19 protein-coding genes and 1 pseudogene are annotated in these 20,638 nt (G+C 65.4%); 10 read left to right on the top strand and 10 right to left on the bottom strand.

Annotation, left to right across the window (positions count from 1 at the left end):
- Positions 1 to 6 precede the first annotated feature (6 nt).
- From cydB to CH291_RS04010, 3 genes are read left to right on the top strand one after another with little or no spacing between them, the layout of a single operon-like run.
- Positions 7 to 1,044 (top strand): cytochrome d ubiquinol oxidase subunit II, encoded by a 1,038-nt coding sequence (cydB, locus tag CH291_RS04020; protein ID WP_068049888.1) that lies wholly within the window; start codon positions 7 to 9, stop codon positions 1,042 to 1,044.
- Positions 1,041 to 2,741, top strand: coding sequence for a thiol reductant ABC exporter subunit CydD (cydD, locus tag CH291_RS04015; RefSeq protein WP_068049886.1), 1,701 nt, complete (start codon positions 1,041 to 1,043; stop codon positions 2,739 to 2,741). The genes cydB and cydD overlap by 4 nt, the downstream gene beginning before the upstream one ends.
- Entirely contained in the window at positions 2,734 to 4,320 is a 1,587-nt protein-coding gene (locus tag CH291_RS04010) for an amino acid ABC transporter ATP-binding/permease protein (protein WP_082898824.1), read from the top strand. Before cydD ends, CH291_RS04010 begins: the two co-directional genes overlap by 8 nt.
- Before the next feature lie 196 nt (positions 4,321 to 4,516).
- Here CH291_RS04010 and CH291_RS04005 read toward each other — a convergent pair whose 3' ends face one another.
- Entirely contained in the window at positions 4,517 to 5,137 is a 621-nt protein-coding gene (locus CH291_RS04005; protein ID WP_068049905.1) for an FABP family protein, read from the bottom strand.
- Between the two features lie 405 nt (positions 5,138 to 5,542).
- Here CH291_RS04005 and CH291_RS04000 point away from each other — a divergent pair, with 405 nt between their 5' ends.
- Entirely contained in the window at positions 5,543 to 7,093 is a 1,551-nt protein-coding gene (locus tag CH291_RS04000; protein WP_094686785.1) for a cutinase family protein, read from the top strand.
- Positions 7,094 to 7,171: 78 nt separating this feature from the next.
- Here the strand turns inward: CH291_RS04000 and CH291_RS03995 are convergent, their stop codons facing one another.
- From CH291_RS03995 to CH291_RS03975, 5 genes are all read right to left on the bottom strand, one after another.
- Positions 7,172 to 7,477 (bottom strand): DUF1416 domain-containing protein, encoded by a 306-nt coding sequence (locus tag CH291_RS03995; protein WP_037194601.1) that lies wholly within the window; start codon positions 7,475 to 7,477, stop codon positions 7,172 to 7,174.
- Between the two features lies 1 nt (position 7,478).
- A complete protein-coding gene (locus CH291_RS03990) occupies positions 7,479 to 8,315 on the bottom strand; it encodes a sulfurtransferase (RefSeq protein WP_068049880.1) in 837 nt (278 codons plus the stop codon).
- Positions 8,316 to 8,389: 74 nt separating this feature from the next.
- Positions 8,390 to 8,878 (bottom strand): DUF4395 domain-containing protein, encoded by a 489-nt coding sequence (locus CH291_RS03985; RefSeq protein WP_068049878.1) that lies wholly within the window; start codon positions 8,876 to 8,878, stop codon positions 8,390 to 8,392.
- Positions 8,879 to 9,130: 252 nt separating this feature from the next.
- Positions 9,131 to 9,550, bottom strand: a complete 420-nt coding sequence (locus CH291_RS03980; protein WP_068049876.1) for a thioredoxin family protein — start codon at positions 9,548 to 9,550, stop codon at positions 9,131 to 9,133.
- A complete protein-coding gene (locus CH291_RS03975) occupies positions 9,547 to 10,326 on the bottom strand; it encodes an LmeA family phospholipid-binding protein (protein WP_094686863.1) in 780 nt (259 codons plus the stop codon). The genes CH291_RS03980 and CH291_RS03975 overlap by 4 nt, the downstream gene beginning before the upstream one ends.
- A gap of 130 nt (positions 10,327 to 10,456) precedes the next feature.
- On the opposite strand from CH291_RS03975, the gene CH291_RS03970 reads away from it, so the two are divergent.
- The 6 genes from CH291_RS03970 (at position 10,457) to pstB (ending at position 16,274) form a co-directional block, all read left to right on the top strand.
- Positions 10,457 to 11,218, top strand: coding sequence for a winged helix-turn-helix transcriptional regulator (locus CH291_RS03970; RefSeq protein ID WP_068049874.1), 762 nt, complete (start codon positions 10,457 to 10,459; stop codon positions 11,216 to 11,218).
- Positions 11,219 to 12,124, top strand: coding sequence for a mycothiol synthase (mshD, locus tag CH291_RS03965; protein WP_094686784.1), 906 nt, complete (start codon positions 11,219 to 11,221; stop codon positions 12,122 to 12,124).
- Between the two features lie 201 nt (positions 12,125 to 12,325).
- Positions 12,326 to 13,423: a phosphate ABC transporter substrate-binding protein PstS gene (pstS, locus tag CH291_RS03960; RefSeq protein WP_094639307.1), complete on the top strand. Its 1,098-nt coding sequence runs from the start codon at positions 12,326 to 12,328 to the stop codon at positions 13,421 to 13,423.
- Positions 13,424 to 13,510: 87 nt separating this feature from the next.
- Complete coding sequence (gene pstC, locus CH291_RS03955; protein WP_094639308.1) at positions 13,511 to 14,548, top strand: phosphate ABC transporter permease subunit PstC; 1,038 nt, start codon at positions 13,511 to 13,513, stop codon at positions 14,546 to 14,548.
- Positions 14,549 to 14,551: 3 nt separating this feature from the next.
- Complete coding sequence (pstA, locus tag CH291_RS03950; RefSeq protein WP_068049866.1) at positions 14,552 to 15,460, top strand: phosphate ABC transporter permease PstA; 909 nt, start codon at positions 14,552 to 14,554, stop codon at positions 15,458 to 15,460.
- Positions 15,461 to 15,497: 37 nt separating this feature from the next.
- Complete coding sequence (gene pstB, locus CH291_RS03945; protein ID WP_032395896.1) at positions 15,498 to 16,274, top strand: phosphate ABC transporter ATP-binding protein PstB; 777 nt, start codon at positions 15,498 to 15,500, stop codon at positions 16,272 to 16,274.
- A gap of 137 nt (positions 16,275 to 16,411) precedes the next feature.
- Here pstB and phoU read toward each other — a convergent pair whose 3' ends face one another.
- The 4 genes and pseudogenes from phoU to CH291_RS27105 all read right to left on the bottom strand — a co-directional run.
- Positions 16,412 to 17,086, bottom strand: a complete 675-nt coding sequence (gene phoU / locus CH291_RS03940) for a phosphate signaling complex protein PhoU (RefSeq protein WP_094639310.1) — start codon at positions 17,084 to 17,086, stop codon at positions 16,412 to 16,414.
- A 66-nt stretch (positions 17,087 to 17,152) separates the two neighbouring features.
- On the bottom strand, positions 17,153 to 19,093 hold the full coding sequence (locus tag CH291_RS03935; protein ID WP_094639311.1) for an LCP family protein: 1,941 nt from the start codon (positions 19,091 to 19,093) through the stop codon (positions 17,153 to 17,155).
- A 118-nt stretch (positions 19,094 to 19,211) separates the two neighbouring features.
- Positions 19,212 to 20,351, bottom strand: a complete 1,140-nt coding sequence (gene dusB / locus CH291_RS03930) for a tRNA dihydrouridine synthase DusB (protein WP_068049864.1) — start codon at positions 20,349 to 20,351, stop codon at positions 19,212 to 19,214.
- A 136-nt stretch (positions 20,352 to 20,487) separates the two neighbouring features.
- Positions 20,488 to 20,638 (bottom strand): annotated as a pseudogene (locus CH291_RS27105) (acyl-ACP desaturase); the annotation flags it as partial.

Raw genomic sequence — 20,638 nt, 5'->3', positions numbered from 1 at the left:
AAAACCATGTCACTACCCGAATTCTGGTTCTTCGTCATCGCCTTCTTCTTCGTCGGCTACTTCGTGCTCGAAGGTTTCGACTTCGGCGTCGGCATGCTCATGCCGATCCTGGGCAGGCATCCCGACGCCGCCACGGGGGAGAAGCGCAGGCGTGCGGTTCTGAACACGATCGGCCCGGTCTGGGACGGCAACGAGGTGTGGCTCATCACCGCAGGTGGCGCACTGTTCGCGGCCTTCCCGGAGTGGTACGCCACGTTGTTCTCGGGCTTCTACCTGCCGCTGCTGCTCATCCTGGTGGCGCTGATCCTGCGTATCTGCGCCATCGAATGGCGCGGCAAGATCGACGACCCGGTGTGGCGTCGGCGCTGCGACATCGGCATCGGCATCGGCTCGTGGGTTCCGGCGGTGCTGTGGGGCGTCGCGTTCGCCAACATCGTGCGCGGCGTCGCGATCGACGAGAACAAGAAGGTCACCGCAGGCTTCTTCGATCTGCTCAACCCGTACGCTCTGCTCGGCGGTGCCACCATGGCGTTGGTGTTCGCCCTGCACGGCGCGGTGTTCATCGCGCTCAAGACTTCCGGGGACGTGCACGAGGATTCCGTGAAAATTGCGGCGCGCCTGTCGGTTCCGGCAGTTCTCGTCGGCGGCACCTTCGCCCTGTGGACCCAACTCGCGCACGGCAAGACCTGGACGTGGCTACTCGTCGCGGTGGCCGCTGTCGCACTGCTTCTCGTCGTCGCGCTGACGGCGAAAGTGCGTGAAGGCTGGGCATTCGTCTTCACCAGCGTTGCCATCGTTGCCGTCGTGGTGCTGTTGTTCGCCTCGCTGTTCCCCAATGTCATGCCGTCCACTACGGATGCCGCGTTCGATCTCACCATCGCGAACGCGTCGTCGAGCCCGTACACGTTGAAGGTCATGACGTGGGCTGCAGCCTTCGCCGCCCCTGTCGTTCTCGGATATCAGGCCTGGACGTACTGGGTCTTCCGCCAGCGCATTTCGAGTGCCCAGATTCCGGATTCGATCGGACTGACGGTGAAATCGTGACCGCGCCCGCTGCGCCGCGGGGACGGGCGAAGGGGCCCGTAGATCCGCGACTGTGGAAGTACTCCCGATCGGCGCGGGGCTACCTGGTCGTCACTGTCGCTCTGTCGACCGTCGTCACCCTGTGCATCATCGTCGGCGCGCTTGCGATCGGCCGCGTACTGGCAGGCGTCATCACCGACCCGACGGCACGGTCGTTGTCCGCCTGGACGACGGAACTGGCCGTGCTGGCGGGCGCAATGGCCGTCCGTGTGCTCGCCACCGGAGCCCAGTCCCGCTATGCGCACCGGTCGGCGTCGCGTGTGGTGGCCGAGCTCGAAGTCGAGGTACTCACGGCAGCAACCCGTTTCGAGCCCCGAGAGCTCGACCGCGAACGGGAGGAGTTGACCGTCGTCGTCACCCGAGCCATCGGGGGTCTGCGCGCCTACCTGACCGGATACCTGCCGGCGCTGGTGTCCGCGGTCATCGTCACTCCGCTCGTTCTGGTCGTCATCGTCACTCAGGACGTGACCTCGGCTGTGGTCATCGCGGTGACCCTGCCGCTCATCCCGATCTTCATGATTCTGATCGGGTTGCTGACCAAGGGCCGAGCCGCGGCGACGCTCACCACGATGACCCGGTTGTCTGCGCAGTTGCTCGATCTACTGGCCGGTCTGCCGACCTTGCGCGCGCTGCGCCGCGAACACGGCCCGGCCGCTCGCATCCGCGCACTGGGCGACGCCCATCGACGAACCACGATGCGCGCGTTGAAGGTTGCCTTCCTCTCGTCGATGGTGCTGGAGTTGCTCGCGACCCTGTGTGTCGCACTGGTGGCCGTCGGCATCGGCTTGCGCTTGGTCTTCGGGGAGATGACGCTCGAAGCGGGCATCATCGCGTTGATCCTCGCCCCCGAGGTGTACTTCCCGCTGCGCGCCGTGGGGACCCAGTTCCACGCAGCAGAGGACGGCGTCGAGGCCGCGGAGCGAGCCTTCCGGGTCCTGGACCGGCGTACGACACAGCCGACCGGTGGCCGGACCGTGAACGCGACAACCGCGGACATCGAACTCGTCGGACTCACCGTCGCGAGCCGGGACGGTAACGCTCCGGCCGGACTGAGTGCGCTGTGCCGAACGGGCACCATCACGGTACTGACCGGCCCCAACGGCTCGGGTAAATCGACTGCGCTGCAAGCCGTTCTGGGGCTCACGTCGCCCACGAGCGGTGCGGTACTCGTCGGCGGGGTGCCCGTGGTCGATCTCGATCTCGACCGGTGGTGGGCTCAGATCGCCTGGCTCCCGCAGCGGCCGGTGCTGCTTCCCGGCACGCTGTACGAGAACGTCACCCTCCACGGTGTGCCCGACGCCGATGCACTGGACGCAGCCTGCCGCGCTTCGGGATTCGACGCCGTACTCCGAGAGCACCCGAACGGCTGGAACACTCGCGTCGGGCAGGGCGGAGTGGGTCTGTCCCTCGGCGAACTGCAACGCCTGGCCCTGACCCGAACCTTCGTCTCCGACGCGACGGTGATGGTACTGGACGAGCCGACGGCGCACCTGGACGCGGCGAGTGAACAGACCGTGCTGCACGCCATTCGAGATGCAGCCGACCGAGGCGTCACCGTGGTGATGGTCGGTCACCGGCGCGCGGTGCTGCACGCCGCCGATCGCGTCGTCGAGGTGCGAAGCAGTTCGCCGGTGGTACCGGAGTTCGATCATGTCTGACCTACGACGCGCACTGGCACTGTTCGAGCTCTCCCCGCGCAGGGTGGCACTGGCGGTGGCGGCCGGCGTGGCAACACTCGGCAGCGCACTGGCTCTCGCCGCACTGTCGGCATGGTTGATCACCCGAGCCTGGCAGATGCCTCCGGTGATGGACCTGACCGTCGCAGTGGTAGCCGTTCGGGCGCTGGGCATCTCGCGAGGTGTGTTCCGCTACCTCGAACGATTGACCACGCACGACGCGGCCCTACGCGGTACGACGGCAGCGCGCACGAGGATCTACGAGCAGCTGGCGAACGGACACGGCGCGCTCGCTCTGCGGCGCGGTGACGTACTGGCTCGCACCGGGGCGGACGTCGACGTGCTCGGCGACGTTGTCATACGTGCGATCGTCCCCATCTGTGTCAGCGTCGTGATGATGCTCGCAGCCGTGGGACTGCTCGCCGGTATCGCACCTGCTGCTGCGTCGATCCTGGCGGTGTCGTTGCTGATCGCCGGGGTGGGCGCACCGATTCTGGCGGCGCGGTCGGCGAGGATCGCCGAGGAGGCCGGAGCCGACGCCGACGCGCGGTTCGCCGAGACCGCCGTCCGAGCACTCGACCACGCCGCGGAACTGCGGGTCGCAGGGCGCCTCGACGCGACCCTCGCCGAAGCCCGCGGCGCAGCGCAGGATTCGGTCACTGCCCGCGACCGGGCGGCGCGACCGTCGGCGCTGGCCGATGCCGCCGTTCCGTTGTCGATCGGTGCATCGGTGATCGGGTCCTTTCTCGTCGGCATCGGGCTGTACGGACCGACCGGAGGTACCGCAGGTGGCATGACTCCGATGGCTCTGGCGATCATCGTGCTGGTTCCGCTCGCCGCCTTCGAGGCGACCGCGGCACTCCCCGGGGCGGCAATCGCCCTGATGCGTGGACGAATCGCGGCCACTCGAGTCATGGCGATGCTGGATGCGGCTCCGCCGCATGTGAGTAGAAACTCGACCCCTGCTACGAACTTCCGTGCACATGCGCGGAGCGCACTCATCGGGCCCAGCGGATCGGGCAAGTCCACGATGCTGCGGGAGTTCGCCGAGGAATGCGGTTCGGACGCAGCGCTGTTCGCCGAGGACGCGCATCTGTTCGACACCTCGATTCTGGAGAACCTACGTGTGGTGCGCGGCGATGTCGACGAAGCACAGGCATCGGATGCGCTGCGACGCGTGGGCCTTGGCCCATGGCTCGACGCGCAGCCCCTCGGGGTTCACACCACCCTGGTCGGCGGTGCGCAGGCCGTCTCGGGCGGAGAACGGCGCAGACTGCTGTTGGCTCGCGCTGTGCTCAGTACGGCCCCGATCGTGCTGCTGGACGAGCCGACCGAACATCTCGACCGAATCTCCGGTGAACAGCTACTGCGAGAGTTGCTCACCACCGACGACGGCCTGTTCGGAGCCGATCGAATCGTGGTGGTCGTCACTCATCAACTGCCGGAGAACACCGACGCCGACCAGGTGATCGACCTCGGCTCGAATCGTGGGAAAAAACTCTTTGCCGACTCGGAAACTCGGGCGTACGTTGTGAAGTACACGAGAGAGGAGGTGGTCTGAAGTTGATGAACTCTAGGACGCGTGAGGTGGCTGTCAGCTAGCCGCAATCGCTGACGGATTCACTGCGAAGACCGCGCGAGCGGCAAGCGAATCCCAGGCAGCTACCCGGCCCCCGAGCCCCCGACCTGTCCGGTCGGGACCTGACATCAGGTATGGCTCGGGGGCCGTTCGCTGTGGGTACCGAAGTGGTTGTGTCTCAGCCGATGTAGCGAGACAGGCGCGCGGACAACCGCGGTGCCAGTGGGCCGTCGGCGACGACGCGTTCCTCGACGTATGCGAGGTCCCCGCCTTCGACGATGCCGTAGAGCCGCTTTGCCCCGCCGACCAACGCACCCGAAGTGCTACGGATGACGACATCGGTGGCCAGTTCCCAGGACGACTTGGTCAGGGCGTGGCCGTAATACAGTTCGACGACTCCGGTGCTGTGGGTCAGCAGCAGTTCGACGAGCTCTTCGTCCTCGGAACCCTTGAGCCCGTGGCCTCCGCTCATCCGCCAGAATCCGGTTTCGCGGAGGTCGGGATGTGCGAAGTTGCCGTCGGAGTCGAGTCGCCACGAACGCGATTCCCAGCTCAGGTAGCTACCGCCGTCGTGAGTGACGACGATCTGCTGACCGAAGGGATAGTCGGTACCCGACTCGGGGTCGTGGCCCTCGCCCTCGCCACGCCACACGCCGACGAGCGGCAGCAGAGCGAGCATCGACGGGTGCAGATCGGGGCCGAGGCGAAGATTGGCCGTGTCGTCGGGGTGCGGGATGTCCGGCAGGACCGGAACGTTCCGCGTCGACGCGTCGGCGAACTTCTGTTCGGCAGCCGCTATTGCTTCGTCGCCACTGGTGACGGGGGTGTCGAGCCCCTCGTCAGCTCTGCCGGGTTGCCCCGCAACCGGTTCTGTCACGACTCGTCGTTGACCAGTCGGTAGACGACGTAGAGCGAGAACGCGATGATGGCTACTGCCGCAAGAACGAGAAGTAGCTCGAAGAAGATGACCACGAGTGCGAGTTTAACCCGCAGCGATCGTCGTCGAGGACAGCGGCCCGAATACCGCCTGTGTCCTTGGTGACATCCAACCGAATTCGGGGCCTCGAGTGCGCTGGATCACTCATAGCGGTGGAGAAATCCTGTCGAGCAGGTACCTTCTTCGGGGGGCGTCGGGCGCTCGAGGGTGAGTTTCCGATGTTGTTCACTGTGTTCTGTCACGAAGGCTGGGGAGGTCTCCGCAACAATGCTGCGTCGTAAACGGGCTCTGACATCGTCGTTCGGTCCGTTGTTGATCAGGTCGGCGGTGGTGACCCTGGCGTTGGCGCTGGCCGCTCCCGCAGCCGCACTCGCCGCTCCGGACTCGGGATCGGCAGAATCGGGATCGGCAGAATCGGGATCGGCAGAGTCGGGATCATCGGACTCCGGTTCCGCCGACGCGGGTTCCTCCGACTTCGGGTCGTCGCAGGGCCCGGACATCGACCCCAACAACTACGCGCAGGACTGCCCCGATGTGCTGGTGCTGGCGGTGTCCGGTGCCACCGACTCGGCGTCGGACCGCAACCCTCTGGCCGAGCAGGCGTCCACGGTCGCGTCGAACTGGGTCGGGAACGTGACGGTCCCGGTCGGTGAGGCGAACGCCGACAGCCCGGGTACCGTCGGCTGGCTCTACGTCCCGTACGCCTCGACGTACGGCTTCGACGTTCTGGACGACGTGCCGACCTACCACGAGTCGATCGTGGAAGGTGTCGCAACGACCAATCGTCTGATGGACGAGTACAAGGTCAAGTGTGGAGATCGAACCAAGTTCGTACTCCTCGGATACAGCGTCGGCGGCGAAGTACTCGATCGTTTGTCCACCGAGATCGGCGCGCGTGACTCGAGTGCCCTGGTCAACGGCGACGACATCGCAGGCGTGATCATGGTCGGTTCGCCCTACCGCCCGGCCGGTGTGCCGAATTTCGGTGACGAGCCGGGTGAATCGCTCGGTGGCTTCATGGACCAGTCGCCGCGGGATTACGGAACGCTGACCGACAAGGTCACCTGGTCGTGCCGACCGTGGGATCTGGCATGCGACGCTCCGGACGACATCGAACTTCTCCAGCTCGCCCTCGAGGTCATCTCGCAGATGCGGCTGACCGTCCTCAACCCGGTACAGACCGTGTCCGACTTCGCGCGCGCAGTGACGACCATTGCTTCGCGCGCGATCGTCGATATCGCCACCGACAAATCATGGTTCACCTCCGACGAGACTCTGCTGCAGGTCCTGGTGAGGGTGGCTGACGTGGATTACACCGTCGCAGATCAGCAGGCGGTGGACGCATTGACACCGGAGCAGCTCCTCGCCGATCTCAACTGGGCGATGGGGCCCGGTGCCGAGACCGTGGAAGCCAAGCTCCGTGCCGAGGCCACCGGGTTCGAGGAGAACAACAAGGGCATCGCCGACGTCGTGCTCGGGCCCTATCTGGCGCTCGGCTTCCTACAGCACCTGTCGTACTGGTACAACGACCCCAACGACGGGTACGAGTGGGAGAGCGAGAAGATGGTCGCGTGGATCACCGACCTTGCGCGCACCGAACGCGAGAAGAAGAACGCACCGCAGACGGCGGCACCTGAAGCCCCCGCCCCGGAGACCGCACCCGAACCCCGCCTGCTGCCGGAGCCCGGAACGGTCACGCAGGTGAGCGATCTCGGAGCGTTCCTCGAATCGCAGGGCATTCCGGTACCGGAAGGGATGTTCCCGCCGCAGTATTCGACGGTTCCCGATCCCGCCGCCTCGGTGCCCGTCCCGAACTAGAAGCCTCCACCGAGCCGAAAGAACCCCGCACCTGCGAGCAGGTGCGGGGTTCTTCTCGTTCGAAGCGAGCGGGTCGGATCAGACTCCGACGGTGACGTTCGCCGAGTGCACGCCTGCGCCTTCGGGAGCGATCACGGTGTCGCCGTTGCCCGATGCCGACAGGGCACGCAGCGTCCACTGTCCGGGAGCGGCGAAGAACCGGAAGTCTCCGGTGCCCGACGCGACGACCTCAGCGGTGAATTCGCCGCTGCCGTCGAGCAGCCGCACGAATGCGCCTGCTACGGGCTCACCGTCGCCGGCGAGGACGCGGCCGGTGATGACCGTTTCCTTCTCGACGTCGACACCTGCGGGGATGGTCTGGCCTTGTACGGGTGCTCCACACATATCAGTGAACCTCCAGCTCGATGGGTGCTCCGACGAGAGAGCCGTACTCGACCCAGCTGCCGTCGTAGTTCTTGACGTCTTCCTTGCCGAGGAGCTCCTTGAGGACGAACCAGGTGTGGCTCGAACGCTCACCGATGCGGCAGTAGGCGATGGTGGCCTTGCTGTCGTCGTAGCCCTTGGTCTTGTACAGCTCTTCGAGCGCTTCGTCGGACTTGAACGTGCCGTCCTCGTTGGCGGTGGTGCTCCACGGGATGTTGATCGCGGACGGCACGTGGCCACGCTGCTGCGCCTGCTCCTGCGGAAGGTGAGCCGGGGCGAGGATCTTGCCCGAGAACTCGTCGGGCGAACGCACGTCGATCAGGTTCTTGTTGCCGATGGCGTCGATTACCTCGTCGCGGAACGCGCGGATCGACAGGTCGGGTGCCTCGGCGCGGTACTGCGTGGTCTCACGGCTGACGACGTCCTTGGACAGCGCGCGGCCGTCGAGTTCCCACTTCTTGCGTCCACCGTCGATGAGCTTGACGTCCTTGTGGCCGTACAGCTTGAAGTACCAGTAGGCGTAGGCGGCGAACCAGTTGTTGTTTCCGCCGTACAGCACGATGGTGTCGTCGTTGCTGATGCCCTTGGCCGACAGCAGGTCCGAGAACTGTTCCTGATTGAGGAAGTCGCGGCGAACCGGGTCCTGCAGGTCCTTGCGCCAGTCGAGCTTGACCGCACCTTCGATGTGTCCGCCGTCGTAGGCGCTTGCGTCCTCGTCGACCTCGACGAAGACGGTCTTCGGTGCGTTCAGGTTCTGCTCGGCCCAGTCGGCAGAGACCAGGACGTCGGAGCGAGCCATGGTGTTCCTTTCGGTCTTTCTCTATGGATCGGTGAAGGTCGAGACAGGACTGCAGCCTGCTCAAGCGACCCTGTTCAGGATGCGGTGTGCGAGGTGGTGCGCAGCCGCGAGGCGAGGGGGTAGATCATGCAGCCGAGGCAGACCGCGAACGCGGCGTTGAGGAAGGCCGCGAACAACGCGAAGCCTGCCGCCACGGTTCCGACGACGGGAGCGCCGATCGCGAAGCCGAGGACTCCCACGGCGGCGAACACGAAGCCCACCAGTTGAGCGAACTTCAACGGTGCCACCGGCTCTCGTTCGCTGGTGGGGGAGAGCCGCGGTGCGACGAATGTCGCGTAGATCGTGCCGTACGGACTGCGCTTGGGTCCGCGGACGGCTCCGATTCCGAACACGATCGCCTGTAGCCCGAGCAGGATTGCCGCCGCGGGGACCGAGAACGTGGTCAGGAGGAGAACGACGACCAGAACGGCGGTGGTGATCCACGCCGCGAAGCGTGGACCACGAACGTCCACCTGGTCGATCGTGGCAGTGGGGGTGGTGGTCCGGGTGTCGGGTGTCGACATCGAGAAGTACTCCTGTGCGAGGTCGGGGCACGCCGCATCGGCAGTGCTCGGACATGGATTTCGATCATCGAGCCGTCATCACGCATGGGCGTGGCGGCAGAAGGAAATCAGCAGCAGCGACAGCAACAACCGCCCAGTCGGCACAGATCGACTGTGCGACGACTGGTGAGCATCAGCTCGCGGCAGGAGAACACGAAGAGCATCGTACCCGCTACCAGCGGCGCGTCCTACCGCCGGTCCGAAGAAGCGTGGTCAGAGAGCGTCGAGTGCGGACCGCAGCGCCGCAGCGGACGGCACACCCGCGATTCTGGAGCGCCGTTGCAATCGGGTGTCGAGTACGAAAGTGGTGGGCAGTGACAGCACGCCCAGTTCGCGAGCGAGGATCGGATGAGCGTCGATGTCGAGTTCGAGTTCGCGGGCATCGCTCCGGTCGTCGAGCACCTGCTGGACGACACGTCGCACGGCTGCGCACGGTCCGCACCAGTCGGCCGAGAAGTGCAGGACGGTCGCAGAGTCGGTCGTGGCACCCGCGTCGAGCAGGAGTGGGTACAGCTCGTCGGTCTCGGTGTCGGGCTCACGCACCGCCCGGACGGCACCCGATCGGCTGCGGAGGAACAATCCGGTAGCGACGGCAAGGATCGCCACGACGACGAGAACTGTGATCCCTGTCACGGCTTTTCGATTTCGTTGAGGTCGATGGTCACGTTCTCGCCCGATCCTTCGACGACGATCTGCGAGCCCTCCGCACAGACGTCGGTCGGGACGAGCCCGAAGGGCAGGCTCTGACGCTCGATGGTCTTGGTGAACAGTCCGAGAACCGTGGGCTTGGCGAAATCGGGGATCGAGAAGTCCGCCTGGCCCTCCGGGCCGAAATAGAAGTCCGACGCCACGATGGCGACGCCGTCACCTTCGAGCAACAGGTCGGCCTGCACGCTCACCGTCGTCTCGAGCGGGCCGACCGGAACCGTTCCGGTCAGCACGACGCCCCCGGTAGTGGTCATGCCCGATCCGCCGGAGCCGCCGGTGCCGTCCGACTTGTCGGCCGGGGGCGCGGAAACCTGCAGGTCGACGATGCCGAGGAACCGGCCGAGGTCCGTGGCCTCGATCCGTACGCGGCCGTCGAGCTCGTCCACGGGAATCGCCCGCACGTTGTTGTCGATCAAGTCGGACAACTCGATGTGCACGCCGCGGAGATTGGCCTCGATCGTCGTCGAGCCGACGTACTCGGTCGGCACGTCCTGCGCGCGGATCTCGATGTTCTGGTAGCGCCCGTCCGCGGCCTGGGTGAGGAACGGGAAACCGTGCACGATCACCTGAGGGTCCGAGGTGAGCTCACCGCCGGCGCGGATCGCGCGGGAGACTCGATACTCCGAGTAGGCCGCAGCGCCGAAATCCACCACGAGGGTGAGGGCCAGCAGGCTGGCGAGTCCGATGAGAAGTGTGCGCACGGGTCCATTGTGACCGACGAATCGCGCACTGCCCTCTTCGGCCGGTTGTACGGACAAGCTAGTCTGTGTCCTTGACGATCACTCAAGTCCAGCCTGGACTGGACCGGCCAGCAGTAAGAATGGAGACGCAGTGGAGCTCCTACTACTGACCTCCGATCCCAATCCGGAGGGCGTTCTGCCGTCCCTCGCTCTCCTGGCGCATCACGTACGCCCGGTACCCACCGAGGTGTCCTCGCTGCTCGAAGCCGGCTCGGCGGACATCGCACTGGTCGACGCTCGTACGGACCTGGCCGCCGCTCGTGGTCTGTGTCGCCTGTTGGGAAGTACCGGATCGGCCATCCCCGTCGTCGCGGTGCTCACCGAGGGTGGGCTCGTCGCGGTGAATTCCGACTGGGGTCTCGACGACATTCTGCTCCCCGGTACCGGCCCCGCAGAGCTCGACGCTCGGCTGCGGTTGCTGGTCGGCCGTAGTGGAGGGGTTGCCAGCCCGGAGACCTCGGGCAAGATCACGCTCGGCGAACTGGTCATCGACGAAGGTACTTACACCGCGCGGCTGCGAGGTCGTCCGCTCGACCTCACATACAAGGAATTCGAGCTGCTGAAGTACCTGGCTCAGCATGCGGGTCGGGTCTTCACTCGCGCCCAGCTCCTGCAGGAGGTGTGGGGCTACGACTTCTTCGGTGGCACGCGCACCGTCGACGTCCATGTTCGACGCCTGCGCGCCAAGCTCGGTACCGAGTACGAGTCGCTCATCGGAACGGTGCGCAACGTGGGATACAAGGCGGTTCGACCCGCGCGCAACGCAAAGGGCGGACCGGTGGTCTCGGACGCTGCCGGCGGGGATTCCGACGATGCGGATTTCGAGTTCGAGCAAGAGAGTACTCTCTCGTAGATGAATTCGGATTCTGCGTTCGACGTCCACCCCATCGACGGCGACGCACCGTCTTCGCGCGTTTCCTACGAGATTCATCAGATCCTCTCCCGTGCAACGGAAGTCGACGGCACTGCGCCTTTGTCCGAGCAGGCCGTGAAGGCTGTCGACCGAGGTGACGACGTCGTTCGTCTGGTCTCCACCGAAGGTGATCGTGTCGTCGGCTACGTCGGAATCGCCGACGGGATGGCCGAGGCCGTCGTCGATCCTCCGTTCCGCGGTCACGGAGTGGGACGCGAATTGGTTTCTCGCGCACTCGAAATCGGCTCTGGTACCCGTATCTGGGCGCACGGCAACCTGCCGGCGGCGCAGTCGGTCGCGGCGCGGCTCGGGTTGCAGGTGGTTCGCGAGCTGCTGCAGATGCGTCGCGCGTCCGCGCATCCCGATCTTCCGGATGTAGTTGTGCCGGAAGGTATTTCACTTCGAACGTATCGTGGGCATCAGGACGATGCCGAGCTGCTGCGGGTCAACAATGCGGCCTTCTCCTGGCACCCCGAACAGGGTGGCTGGACCGATCGCGACATCGCCTCGCGCCGCGACGAATCGTGGTTCGATCCGGCGGGCCTCTTCCTGGCCTTCGAGGAGGGCAGCGACCGCCTCCTCGGCTTCCACTGGACGAAGGTCCACCCGGCCGAGGGTGTGGAACCGGCCATCGGTGAGGTCTATGTGGTCGGTATCGATCCGCAGTCGCAGGGTCGTGGTCTCGGTCGAGTGCTCACGCTGGCCGGCCTGCACTATCTGCATAGCAGAGAACTCGGCCAGATCATGCTGTACGTCGAGGCCGACAACACCGCTGCCGTGCACACCTACAGCAAGCTGGGCTTCGAGAACTACCACGTGGATGCCGCATACGCTCGCAGCGTCTGAACGGACATTTCAGACTGCGGTGTTCATCTCCCGTTCACCCACGCGGGGGTAAACGTCTACCACCTGCCCCTACCTTTCTCCATGGGCGGCAACCTACGCCGCCTGGTGCGAGGTTTCTTTCGAGCCGGCACCCACACAGTCACAGCGCGGCCGATCAGGTCCGAGCCGTGGACACGGCCCAAGATTCCTCGGAGGAAACAGGTGAACCTCAAGCGCAACGGTGCTCTCATGAGTGCAGTGGCCATCAGCGCCATGTTGCTGACCGCATGCGGTAGCGACGCGAACGTCGAAACCGTCGGCGCGGACGATTCTTCCGCCTCGTGCGAGGGCAAGTCTCCGCTCACAGGCGAAGGATCGTCTGCTCAGCAGAACGCGATGTCCAACTTCACCTCGGTCTACTCGAGCGTCTGCTCGGGCAAGTCCGTCGAGTACACCACCAGTGGCTCGGGCAACGGTCGTACGCAGTTCGTCGCCGGTCTGGTCGACTTCGCCGGCTCCGACTCCGCGATCAAGGACGAGCAGGCAGCCGAGGCGGCCACCCGCTGCGACAGCAACCCGGCATGGAACCTGCCGCTGGTCTTCGGGCCCGTCGCAGTGGCCTACAACCTCGACGGCGTCGACAGCCTGGTGCTCACACCCGATGTCACCGCACGGATGTTCACCGGCCAGATCACCACCTGGAACGATCCCGCGATCGCCGCCCTCAACGAAGGCGTCGACCTGCCGTCCACCCCGGTCACCCCGGTCTACCGCTCCGATTCCTCGGGCACCAGCGACAACTTCCAGCGCTTCCTGTCCGACGCTGCCCCGGAGGCATGGACCCTCGATCACAGCTCCGACTGGGCCGGCGGCGTCGGCGAAGGTGCCAACGGCTCCTCGGGCGTCGCCCAGGCCGTGTCCGGGACTCCCGGCTCGATCACGTACGTCGAGTTCGGCTTCGTCGAGCAGGAAGGCCTCAGCGCCGCGAACATCGACTTCGGCAATGGCCCGGTCGAGCTGAGCACCGAGAGTGCTGCCGCCGCCATCGACGCCGTGACCTTCTCCGGTGAAGGCAACGACCTGGTGCTCGACCTCGACACGCTGTACGCCAGCAACGAGGCCGACAGCTACCCGTTGGTGCTCGCCACCTACGAGATCGTCTGCTCGGCGGGCTACGACGCCGACACCTCGGCAGCAGTCAAGTCGTTCCTGCTCAGCGCCGCGAACGAGGGCCAGCAGGGCCTCGAGGAAGCCGGCTACGTGCCGCTGCCGGACCGCTTCAAGGAGCGTCTGATCACCGCCATCGAAGCAATCGCCTGATTAAATGAGACGTAATCCTGCTTCGGCTCGCGGCAACGCGAGTCGAAGCAGGACCGTCCTCGACCTCCACACGAGACAGTGAGCGGTATGAGCGACACCCACTCGATGACCGGCGTCCCCTCCGCGGCTTCTGTGCCCTCCGCGGGTGCCGCGCACAAACCGGAAGAACCACAATTGTCAGACAAGAAGAAATCGGGGACCGTCACCCGCCCCGGTGACAGGATCTTCTCCGGCCTCGCCACGGGCTCGGGTATCTTCATCATCGCCCTGATCGCCGCTGTCGGCATCTTCCTGATCTGGCGCGCGATCCCCTCACTGTCGAACAACACGGTCAACTTCCTGACCTACAACGGTGCCTGGGACACGACCAACACCTCGGCCATGGTGTTCGGTGTTCTCGATCTGTTCCTGGTCACCGTCACGGTGTCCCTGTTCGCGCTGGTCCTCGCGATGCCTGTCGCCCTCGGCATCGCCATCTATCTGACGAACTACGCGCCCAAGCGAGTGGCGGGACCGCTCGGTTACGTCATCGACCTGCTGGCCGCAGTCCCGTCGATCGTCTTCGGTCTCTGGGGCCTGTACGTCCTCGCGCCGGTGATCAGCCCGTTCGCCGAGTGGCTCAACACCAACCTGGGTTGGTTCCCGCTCTTCGGTACCGGGTCGGTCTCCATCGCCGGCGGCGGCACCATCTTCACCGGCGGCATCGTGCTCGCCGTTATGATCCTGCCGATCATCGCTGCCGTGACCCGCGAGGTGTTCATGCAGACGCCGAAGGGGCAGATCGAAGCCGCTCTCGCGCTCGGGGCCACTCGCTGGGAGGTCGTGCGCACCACGGTCATTCCGTTCGGAAAGTCCGGTTACGTCAGCGGCTCCATGCTCGGCCTCGGCCGCGCTCTCGGTGAGACCATCGCGCTCTACATCATCATTCGCAGTACCCAGTCGACCTTCGGCGGAACGTTGTTCGACGGCGGTTCCACCTTCGCCACGAAGATCGCGCTGGCCGCGGGCGAGTTCAACAACCCGCTCCAAGCCGGTGCCTACATCGCCGCGGGTCTGGTGCTCTTCGTCCTGACCTTCGTCGTCAACGCCGGTGCTCGCGCCGCCATCGCCGGAAAGAAGGACTGACCCATGACCGCAACCATGGACAAGCCCGTAAAGGAACCCACCTTCCAGGGCGTCAGCGCTCGGCGTAAGGCGTCCAACCTGTCGGCGACGATCCTCGTCAGCCTCTCGGTGCTGGTGGCTCTCGTTCCGTTGATCTGGGTGCTCTACACGGTGATCTCCCGCGGACTGTCCGCAGTCGTGTCGCCCACCTGGTGGCAGAACTCGCAGGCCGGCGTCACCCAGTTCATCGCAGGTGGCGGTGCGTACCACGCCATCGTCGGAACGCTCCTGCAAGGACTGTTCTGCGCCGTCATCTCCATCCCGATCGGCATCTTCGTCGCCATCTACCTCGTCGAGTACGGCGTGGGCACGCGCCTGGCCCGAGTCACCACCTTCATGGTCGACATCCTCACCGGTGTGCCGTCCATCGTCGCGGCCCTGTTCATCTACGCGCTGTGGATCGCCACCTTCGGATTCCAGCGATCCGGTGTGGCGGTCGCATTCGCCCTCGTGCTGCTGATGATCCCCGTGATCGTGCGCTCGGCCGAGGAAATGCTGCGCATCGTTCCTCAGGATCTGCGCGAGGCTTCCTACGCGCTCGGCGTGCCGAAGTGGAAGACAATCGCCAAGATCGTCATCCCCACGGCACTGTCCGGCATCGTCACCGGCATCATGCTCGCCCTGGCCCGCGTGATGGGTGAGACGGCACCCGTGCTGATCCTGGTGGGATCTGCCACCGCCATCAACTTCAACATTTTCGAGGGGCCGCAGACGTCTCTGCCGCTCATGATGGTCGACCTGCAGAAAGCAGGAACCGGCGTGCTCACCGCTGAGCGCATGTGGGGAGCAGCCCTGACGCTGATCCTGATCGTCGCAATACTCAACATCGGCGCGAAGTTGGTCTCGAAGTTCTTCTCGCCCAAGAACTTCTGACCCACCCGACTCCAGCGAATCCTAAGGAACGAAGAACATGGCAAAGCGTCTCGATCTCAAGGACGTCAACATCTACTACGGCAAGTTCCATGCCGTCTCCGACGTCACTCTGGCCGTACCGCCGCGCAGCGTCACCGCGTTCATCGGACCGTCCGGCTGCGGTAAGTCGACCGTCCTGCGTTCGCTCAACCGCATGCACGAGGTGACCCCCGGTGCACGCGTCGAAGGTTCCGTGCTGCTCGACGGCGAGGACATCTACGGCAGTGGCGTCGACCCGGTGGGTGTGCGCCGCACCATCGGCATGGTCTTCCAGCGCCCCAACCCCTTCCCGACGATGTCGATCCGCGACAACGTCGTCGCCGGCCTGAAGTTGCAGGGCGGCCGCGGCAAGAAGGAACTCGACGAGATCGCCGAGCGCTCGCTCAAGGGTGCCAACCTCTGGAACGAGGTCAAGGACCGCCTCGACAAGCCCGGAGGCGGCCTCTCCGGCGGACAGCAGCAGCGTCTGTGCATCGCTCGTGCGATCGCCGTCTCGCCCGACGTTCTGCTGATGGACGAGCCCTGCTCGGCTCTCGACCCCATCTCCACTCTCGCCATCGAGGATCTGATCCAGGAACTCAAGCAGGACTTCACGATCGTGATCGTCACGCACAACATGCAGCAGGCCGCACGGGTGAGCGATCAGACCGGCTTCTTCAACCTCGAGGCGACCGGCAAGCCCGGCAAGCTCATCGAGATCGACGACACCGAGAAGATCTTCTCCAATCCGACGCAGAAGGCCACCGAGGACTACATCTCCGGCCGCTTCGGATAACCACACACGAACGCGAGAACCCCCGTCGAGCGAAAGCTCGGCGGGGGTTCTTTCGTGCGTGTCTGCGCTCGTTGTTCCGACGAGAAAGCCGAGTAGCGCTGCAGCGCAGCGCCACTCGGTCTCGGCGAGGGTGGGTACTACGAAGTGGGGATGTTGTTGTGGCTCAGGTCGACGGGTAGCTCACCGGTCACCAGGAAGATCACTCGACGGCCGACCTCGACAGCGTGATCGGCGAAGCGCTCGTAGAAGCGTCCGAGCAGAGTCACGTCCACCGCAGCAGCGACGCCGTGGCTCCACTCGCGGTCCATCAGCACCGTGAAGAGGTGACGGTGCAGATCGTCCATCGCCTCGTCCTCCTCCTGCAGCTTCGCAGCGCGCTCGGGATCGCGGGTCTCGAGGACCTCACGGGCCGACGCGCCGATCTGAACGGCGAGGCGACCCATCTCGGCGAAGTACCCGTTGACGACCTCGGGGAGAGCATGGTTCGGGTGCCTGCGACGAGTGATCTTGGCGACGTGCAGTGCGAGTGCGCCCATGCGATCGATGTCGGCGACGATCTGGATGCCGGCCACCACCGAACGGAGGTCGCCTGCGACCGGAGCCTGCAGGGCGAGAAGGGTGAAGGCCTTCTCCTCGCACACCGCACTGAGCTCGGTGATCCTGTCGTGTTCGGAAATGACCTGCTCGGCGAGTACCAGGTCTGCTTGAAGGAGGGACTGCGTGGCCTTTTCCATGGCCGCACCAGCCAGGCTCGCCATCTCTCCGAGGAGATCAGCAAGCTCGTTCATCTGTTCGTTGTAGGCGACGCGCATGAGCGAAGTTTAGTGGGTCACACCGACCAGTTCCCTGTCCCGAGGGTTAACGGAGCATGAATGAACTCAGGCGCACGTGTCGTCAGCGGCGTTGGTGTACGAGAGATCCTCCGGAAGGGGCGCACTCTGGGTGGTGCCCTCGACCTGAGTGGGATCGATTTGGGTGCCGAATGCCGTCGGGAACTGGGTGTATCCGGGATAGTTCGAGCCGAGCACCACCTCGACGACGTTGTTCAGGCTCGGTGCCAGCTCGATGGCCGCGCCGGGTATCGCCGACGCGACGGTCGCCGCAGCCGCCTCCTGATCCTGGGAGTAGCGCACCACGGTCTGGGCCGCGGTGCCCGAGAAGTTGCCGACCGTCAGGATCTGGAATCCGTAGACCGCGAGTTCGTCGGATGCCGTCTGAGCCATCCCGGCGATGTCGGATGCGTTGGACACCTGCAGGGAGACGGTTGCCGGATCGACGGCCAACAGCGGCGCGTCGGGTACGGCGGCAGGTGCGGGCTCTTCGGGTGTCACCGGCTCCGCGCGTTCCTCACCGGGCAACGGAGCGTCGTCGATGATGGCCTGGAAGATCGCACCGATCGCGTCGTCGTTGGGGATCTCGTTGCCGTAGTCGTTGGTGCCGGTGGTGGGAATGGTCAGGAAGGTCACCGCACCGGCGTCCACGTTCTGCAGCGAGCGCCCCAGCGTCACCAGGTCCTGAGTCTTGACGTTCTCCACGAAGGTGTCCGAGGTGAACGCGTTGACGAATCCGTTGAGCTTGCCGGGATCGAGCAGCACGTTGTTCGAGAGCGCGGACCTCAGAAGCGACGACAGGAAACGCTGCTGTCGCTTGATGCGGCCGTAGTCGCCGTTGCCCTCGGACTCGACGTTGCGCGCTCGAACGTAGTTCAGTGCGGTGCGGCCGTCGATGCGCTGTGTTCCGACGTTGGGGAGGACGTCACCCAGTTCGTAGTCGATCAGCGGCTGCGCGGTGCAGACCTCGACGCCACCGACCTCGTCGACCATGGACTCGAATCCGGCGAAGTCCATCCCGACGAAGTGTCCGATACGCAGGCCGGAGATCTTCTGGATGGTCTTGACCAGACACTTGGGGCCGCCGAGAGCATAGGTGGCGTTGAGCTTGTCGCCGTATGCCTCGGGGAACATCTCTCCGGTGTAGGTATTGGTGTCGTTGTCGAACTGCTCGCATTCCGGCCGCGTCACATCGAGATCACGGGGAAACGAGACGGCGACGACGCGGCTGCGGTCGGCCGGGATGTTGACGAGCATGACCGTGTCCGAACGGGCTCCCTCGGCGTCGGCGACGGTGCCGGCACCCACCTCGCCGCTGGCCCCGGTGCGGGTGTCGGTGCCCACGATCAGGTACGTCTCGTCGCCGTATTGGCCTTCGGCGTCGACGACGTCGGTCGAATCGGGATCGAGTGCGGCGACCTGGAGAAATCCCTGATCGGTGTTGCGGAGATATCCCCACACCACTCCGGTCAGGGCCACCGCCAGGATCGCGACGAGAGAGACCAGGCTTCGGCCGATCATCCGCACCCGACGGCGTCGACGCACCCGGCTCATTGCCAACCGTGTCAGAGCCGGGCGATCCGTTGCGGGCGCACCCACCGGTTCCGGTGCCGCGTGCGGCGGCGGAGTCGGCGGTACTGCTCGGGCAGGCGGGGGAGTGGAATCGGTGATGGGGGCGATGACCTCGGTCGGCTCTTCGACCTCGGGACGGTCGTCCGGCACCCGCCGCGTCGATCCCGAGCGGGACATCTTGTCCACCAACTCGGCGACCGAGACGGTGTCGGCGTTACGCGGCGATCGTTTGCCGAGCCTGCCACTGTCCCCGGGCTGCGGCGGTTGCTCCTCGTCCGGTGTTGCAGGCTGCTCGGAATGAGGTGGGCGCTGCCCCGACCGTCCGATTGAGCCGGTTTGTCTGATTGAGGACAGCGGTCGCTCCCATGGGGCGCGACCCTCGGGCACAGACGGGCCCGACTCTCGATCGTCTCCCACGAATTCGAACCTGGCCTTCCATCACACGCACACGCCGCCTGCTCGGCGATCCCAGCCATAGTACTGACTCGAGCGGCATGGTCCACTCGTGCGAGGTCGGCGGCTGGTCAGCTGCAAATCAGCCGCCGGAGTGCATCAGGTCGGCACCGGCGGGCACGCAGACGTCCTCGGGATCGTCGAGCCAACCGTCGGGCAGCGACACCGCGCCGGGTGAGCCCTGTCGACCACGGGGGCCCTCGGCGTCCTTGGGAAACGGAACGGTCGGATCGAGTTGCGCCAGAAGGTCGTCCAGCTCGGTCAAGGTCGAGACCAATGCCATCGAGACTCGAAGGTCGGATCCGGCCGGGAATCCGCGCAGGTACCAGGAGACGTGCTTGCGCAGCTCTCGCAGGCCCTTCTTCTCGCCGTGATGCTCGGCGAGCAACTCGGCATGCCGAGCGATGATGGTGGCCACCTCGCCGAGGGTGGGTGGAGTTGGTTCGGGTCGACCGTTGAGGCGGGCGCTGAGTTCGGCGAACAGCCAGGGCCTACCGAGGCAACCACGCCCGACGACGACGCCGTCGCAGCCCGTCTCCGCCATCATGCGGACCGCGTCGGACGCGGAGAAGATGTCGCCGTTGCCCAGGACCGGGATGCCGGAGACATGTTCCTTGAGTCGAGCGATCTCGTTCCAGTCGGCGGTTCCGGAGTAACGCTGCGAGGCGGTTCGGGCGTGCAGGGCCACCGCCGCTGCGCCCTCGCCTGCGGCGATTCGTCCTGCATCGAGATGAGTGTGGTGGTTCTCGTCGATGCCGACGCGGAACTTGACGGTGACGGGAATGTCGGTGCCCTCGGTGGCCTTGACGGCAGCCGCGACTATGCGGCCGAACAGGTTTCGCTTGTAGGGCAGTGCGGCACCGCCGCCTTTTCGGGTGACTTTCGGAACCGGGCAGCCGAAGTTCATGTCTATGTGGTCAGCCAGATCGTCGTCGACGATCATTTTCGCGGCGGCGTACGTGGTGTCCGGATCGACGGTGTAGAGCTGCAGCGACCGTGGAGTTTCGGTCGGGCCGAACGTCGTCATGTGCATAGTGGCCGGCTGCCGTTCGACGAGCGCTCGCGCTGTGACCATCTCGCAGACGTACAGACCCGAGGTACTGCCGGCCCGCTCCAGCTCCTGCTCCCGGCACAGGGTGCGGAACGCCACATTGGTGACGCCGGCCATCGGTGCGAGGACGACGGGGCTGCGCAACTCCAGCGAGCCGATCTGCAGTGTCATGAGGGAAGCCTTTGGAACGGAGGGAACGTGATCATGGTGACATCGGTGGGCCGGGGACAGCGGTCGGAAGACAGATCCCGGAAAACAGTGGTGCCCGGCACCGAAGTCGGTACCGGGCACACCAGCCGATCTGAGCTTACGACGCGCGTGCTTCGGCCTTCGCGCGTTCGCGGGCGAGGGACCGATCGCGCATCTCCTCGAACTTGGTGGCCTGCCGCTCGAGGTCTTCGAGGAATGCGGCGAGTTCTTCGCGCTTGTTCTCACCGCGTGCGGTGAAGTCGTTGCGC

Origin of the sequence: Rhodococcus sp. 14-1411-2a, assembly GCF_002259485.1 — a bacterium.
Lineage (GTDB): Bacteria > Actinomycetota > Actinomycetes > Mycobacteriales > Mycobacteriaceae > Rhodococcoides.
This window is presented reverse-complemented; position numbering and strand designations above follow the sequence as displayed.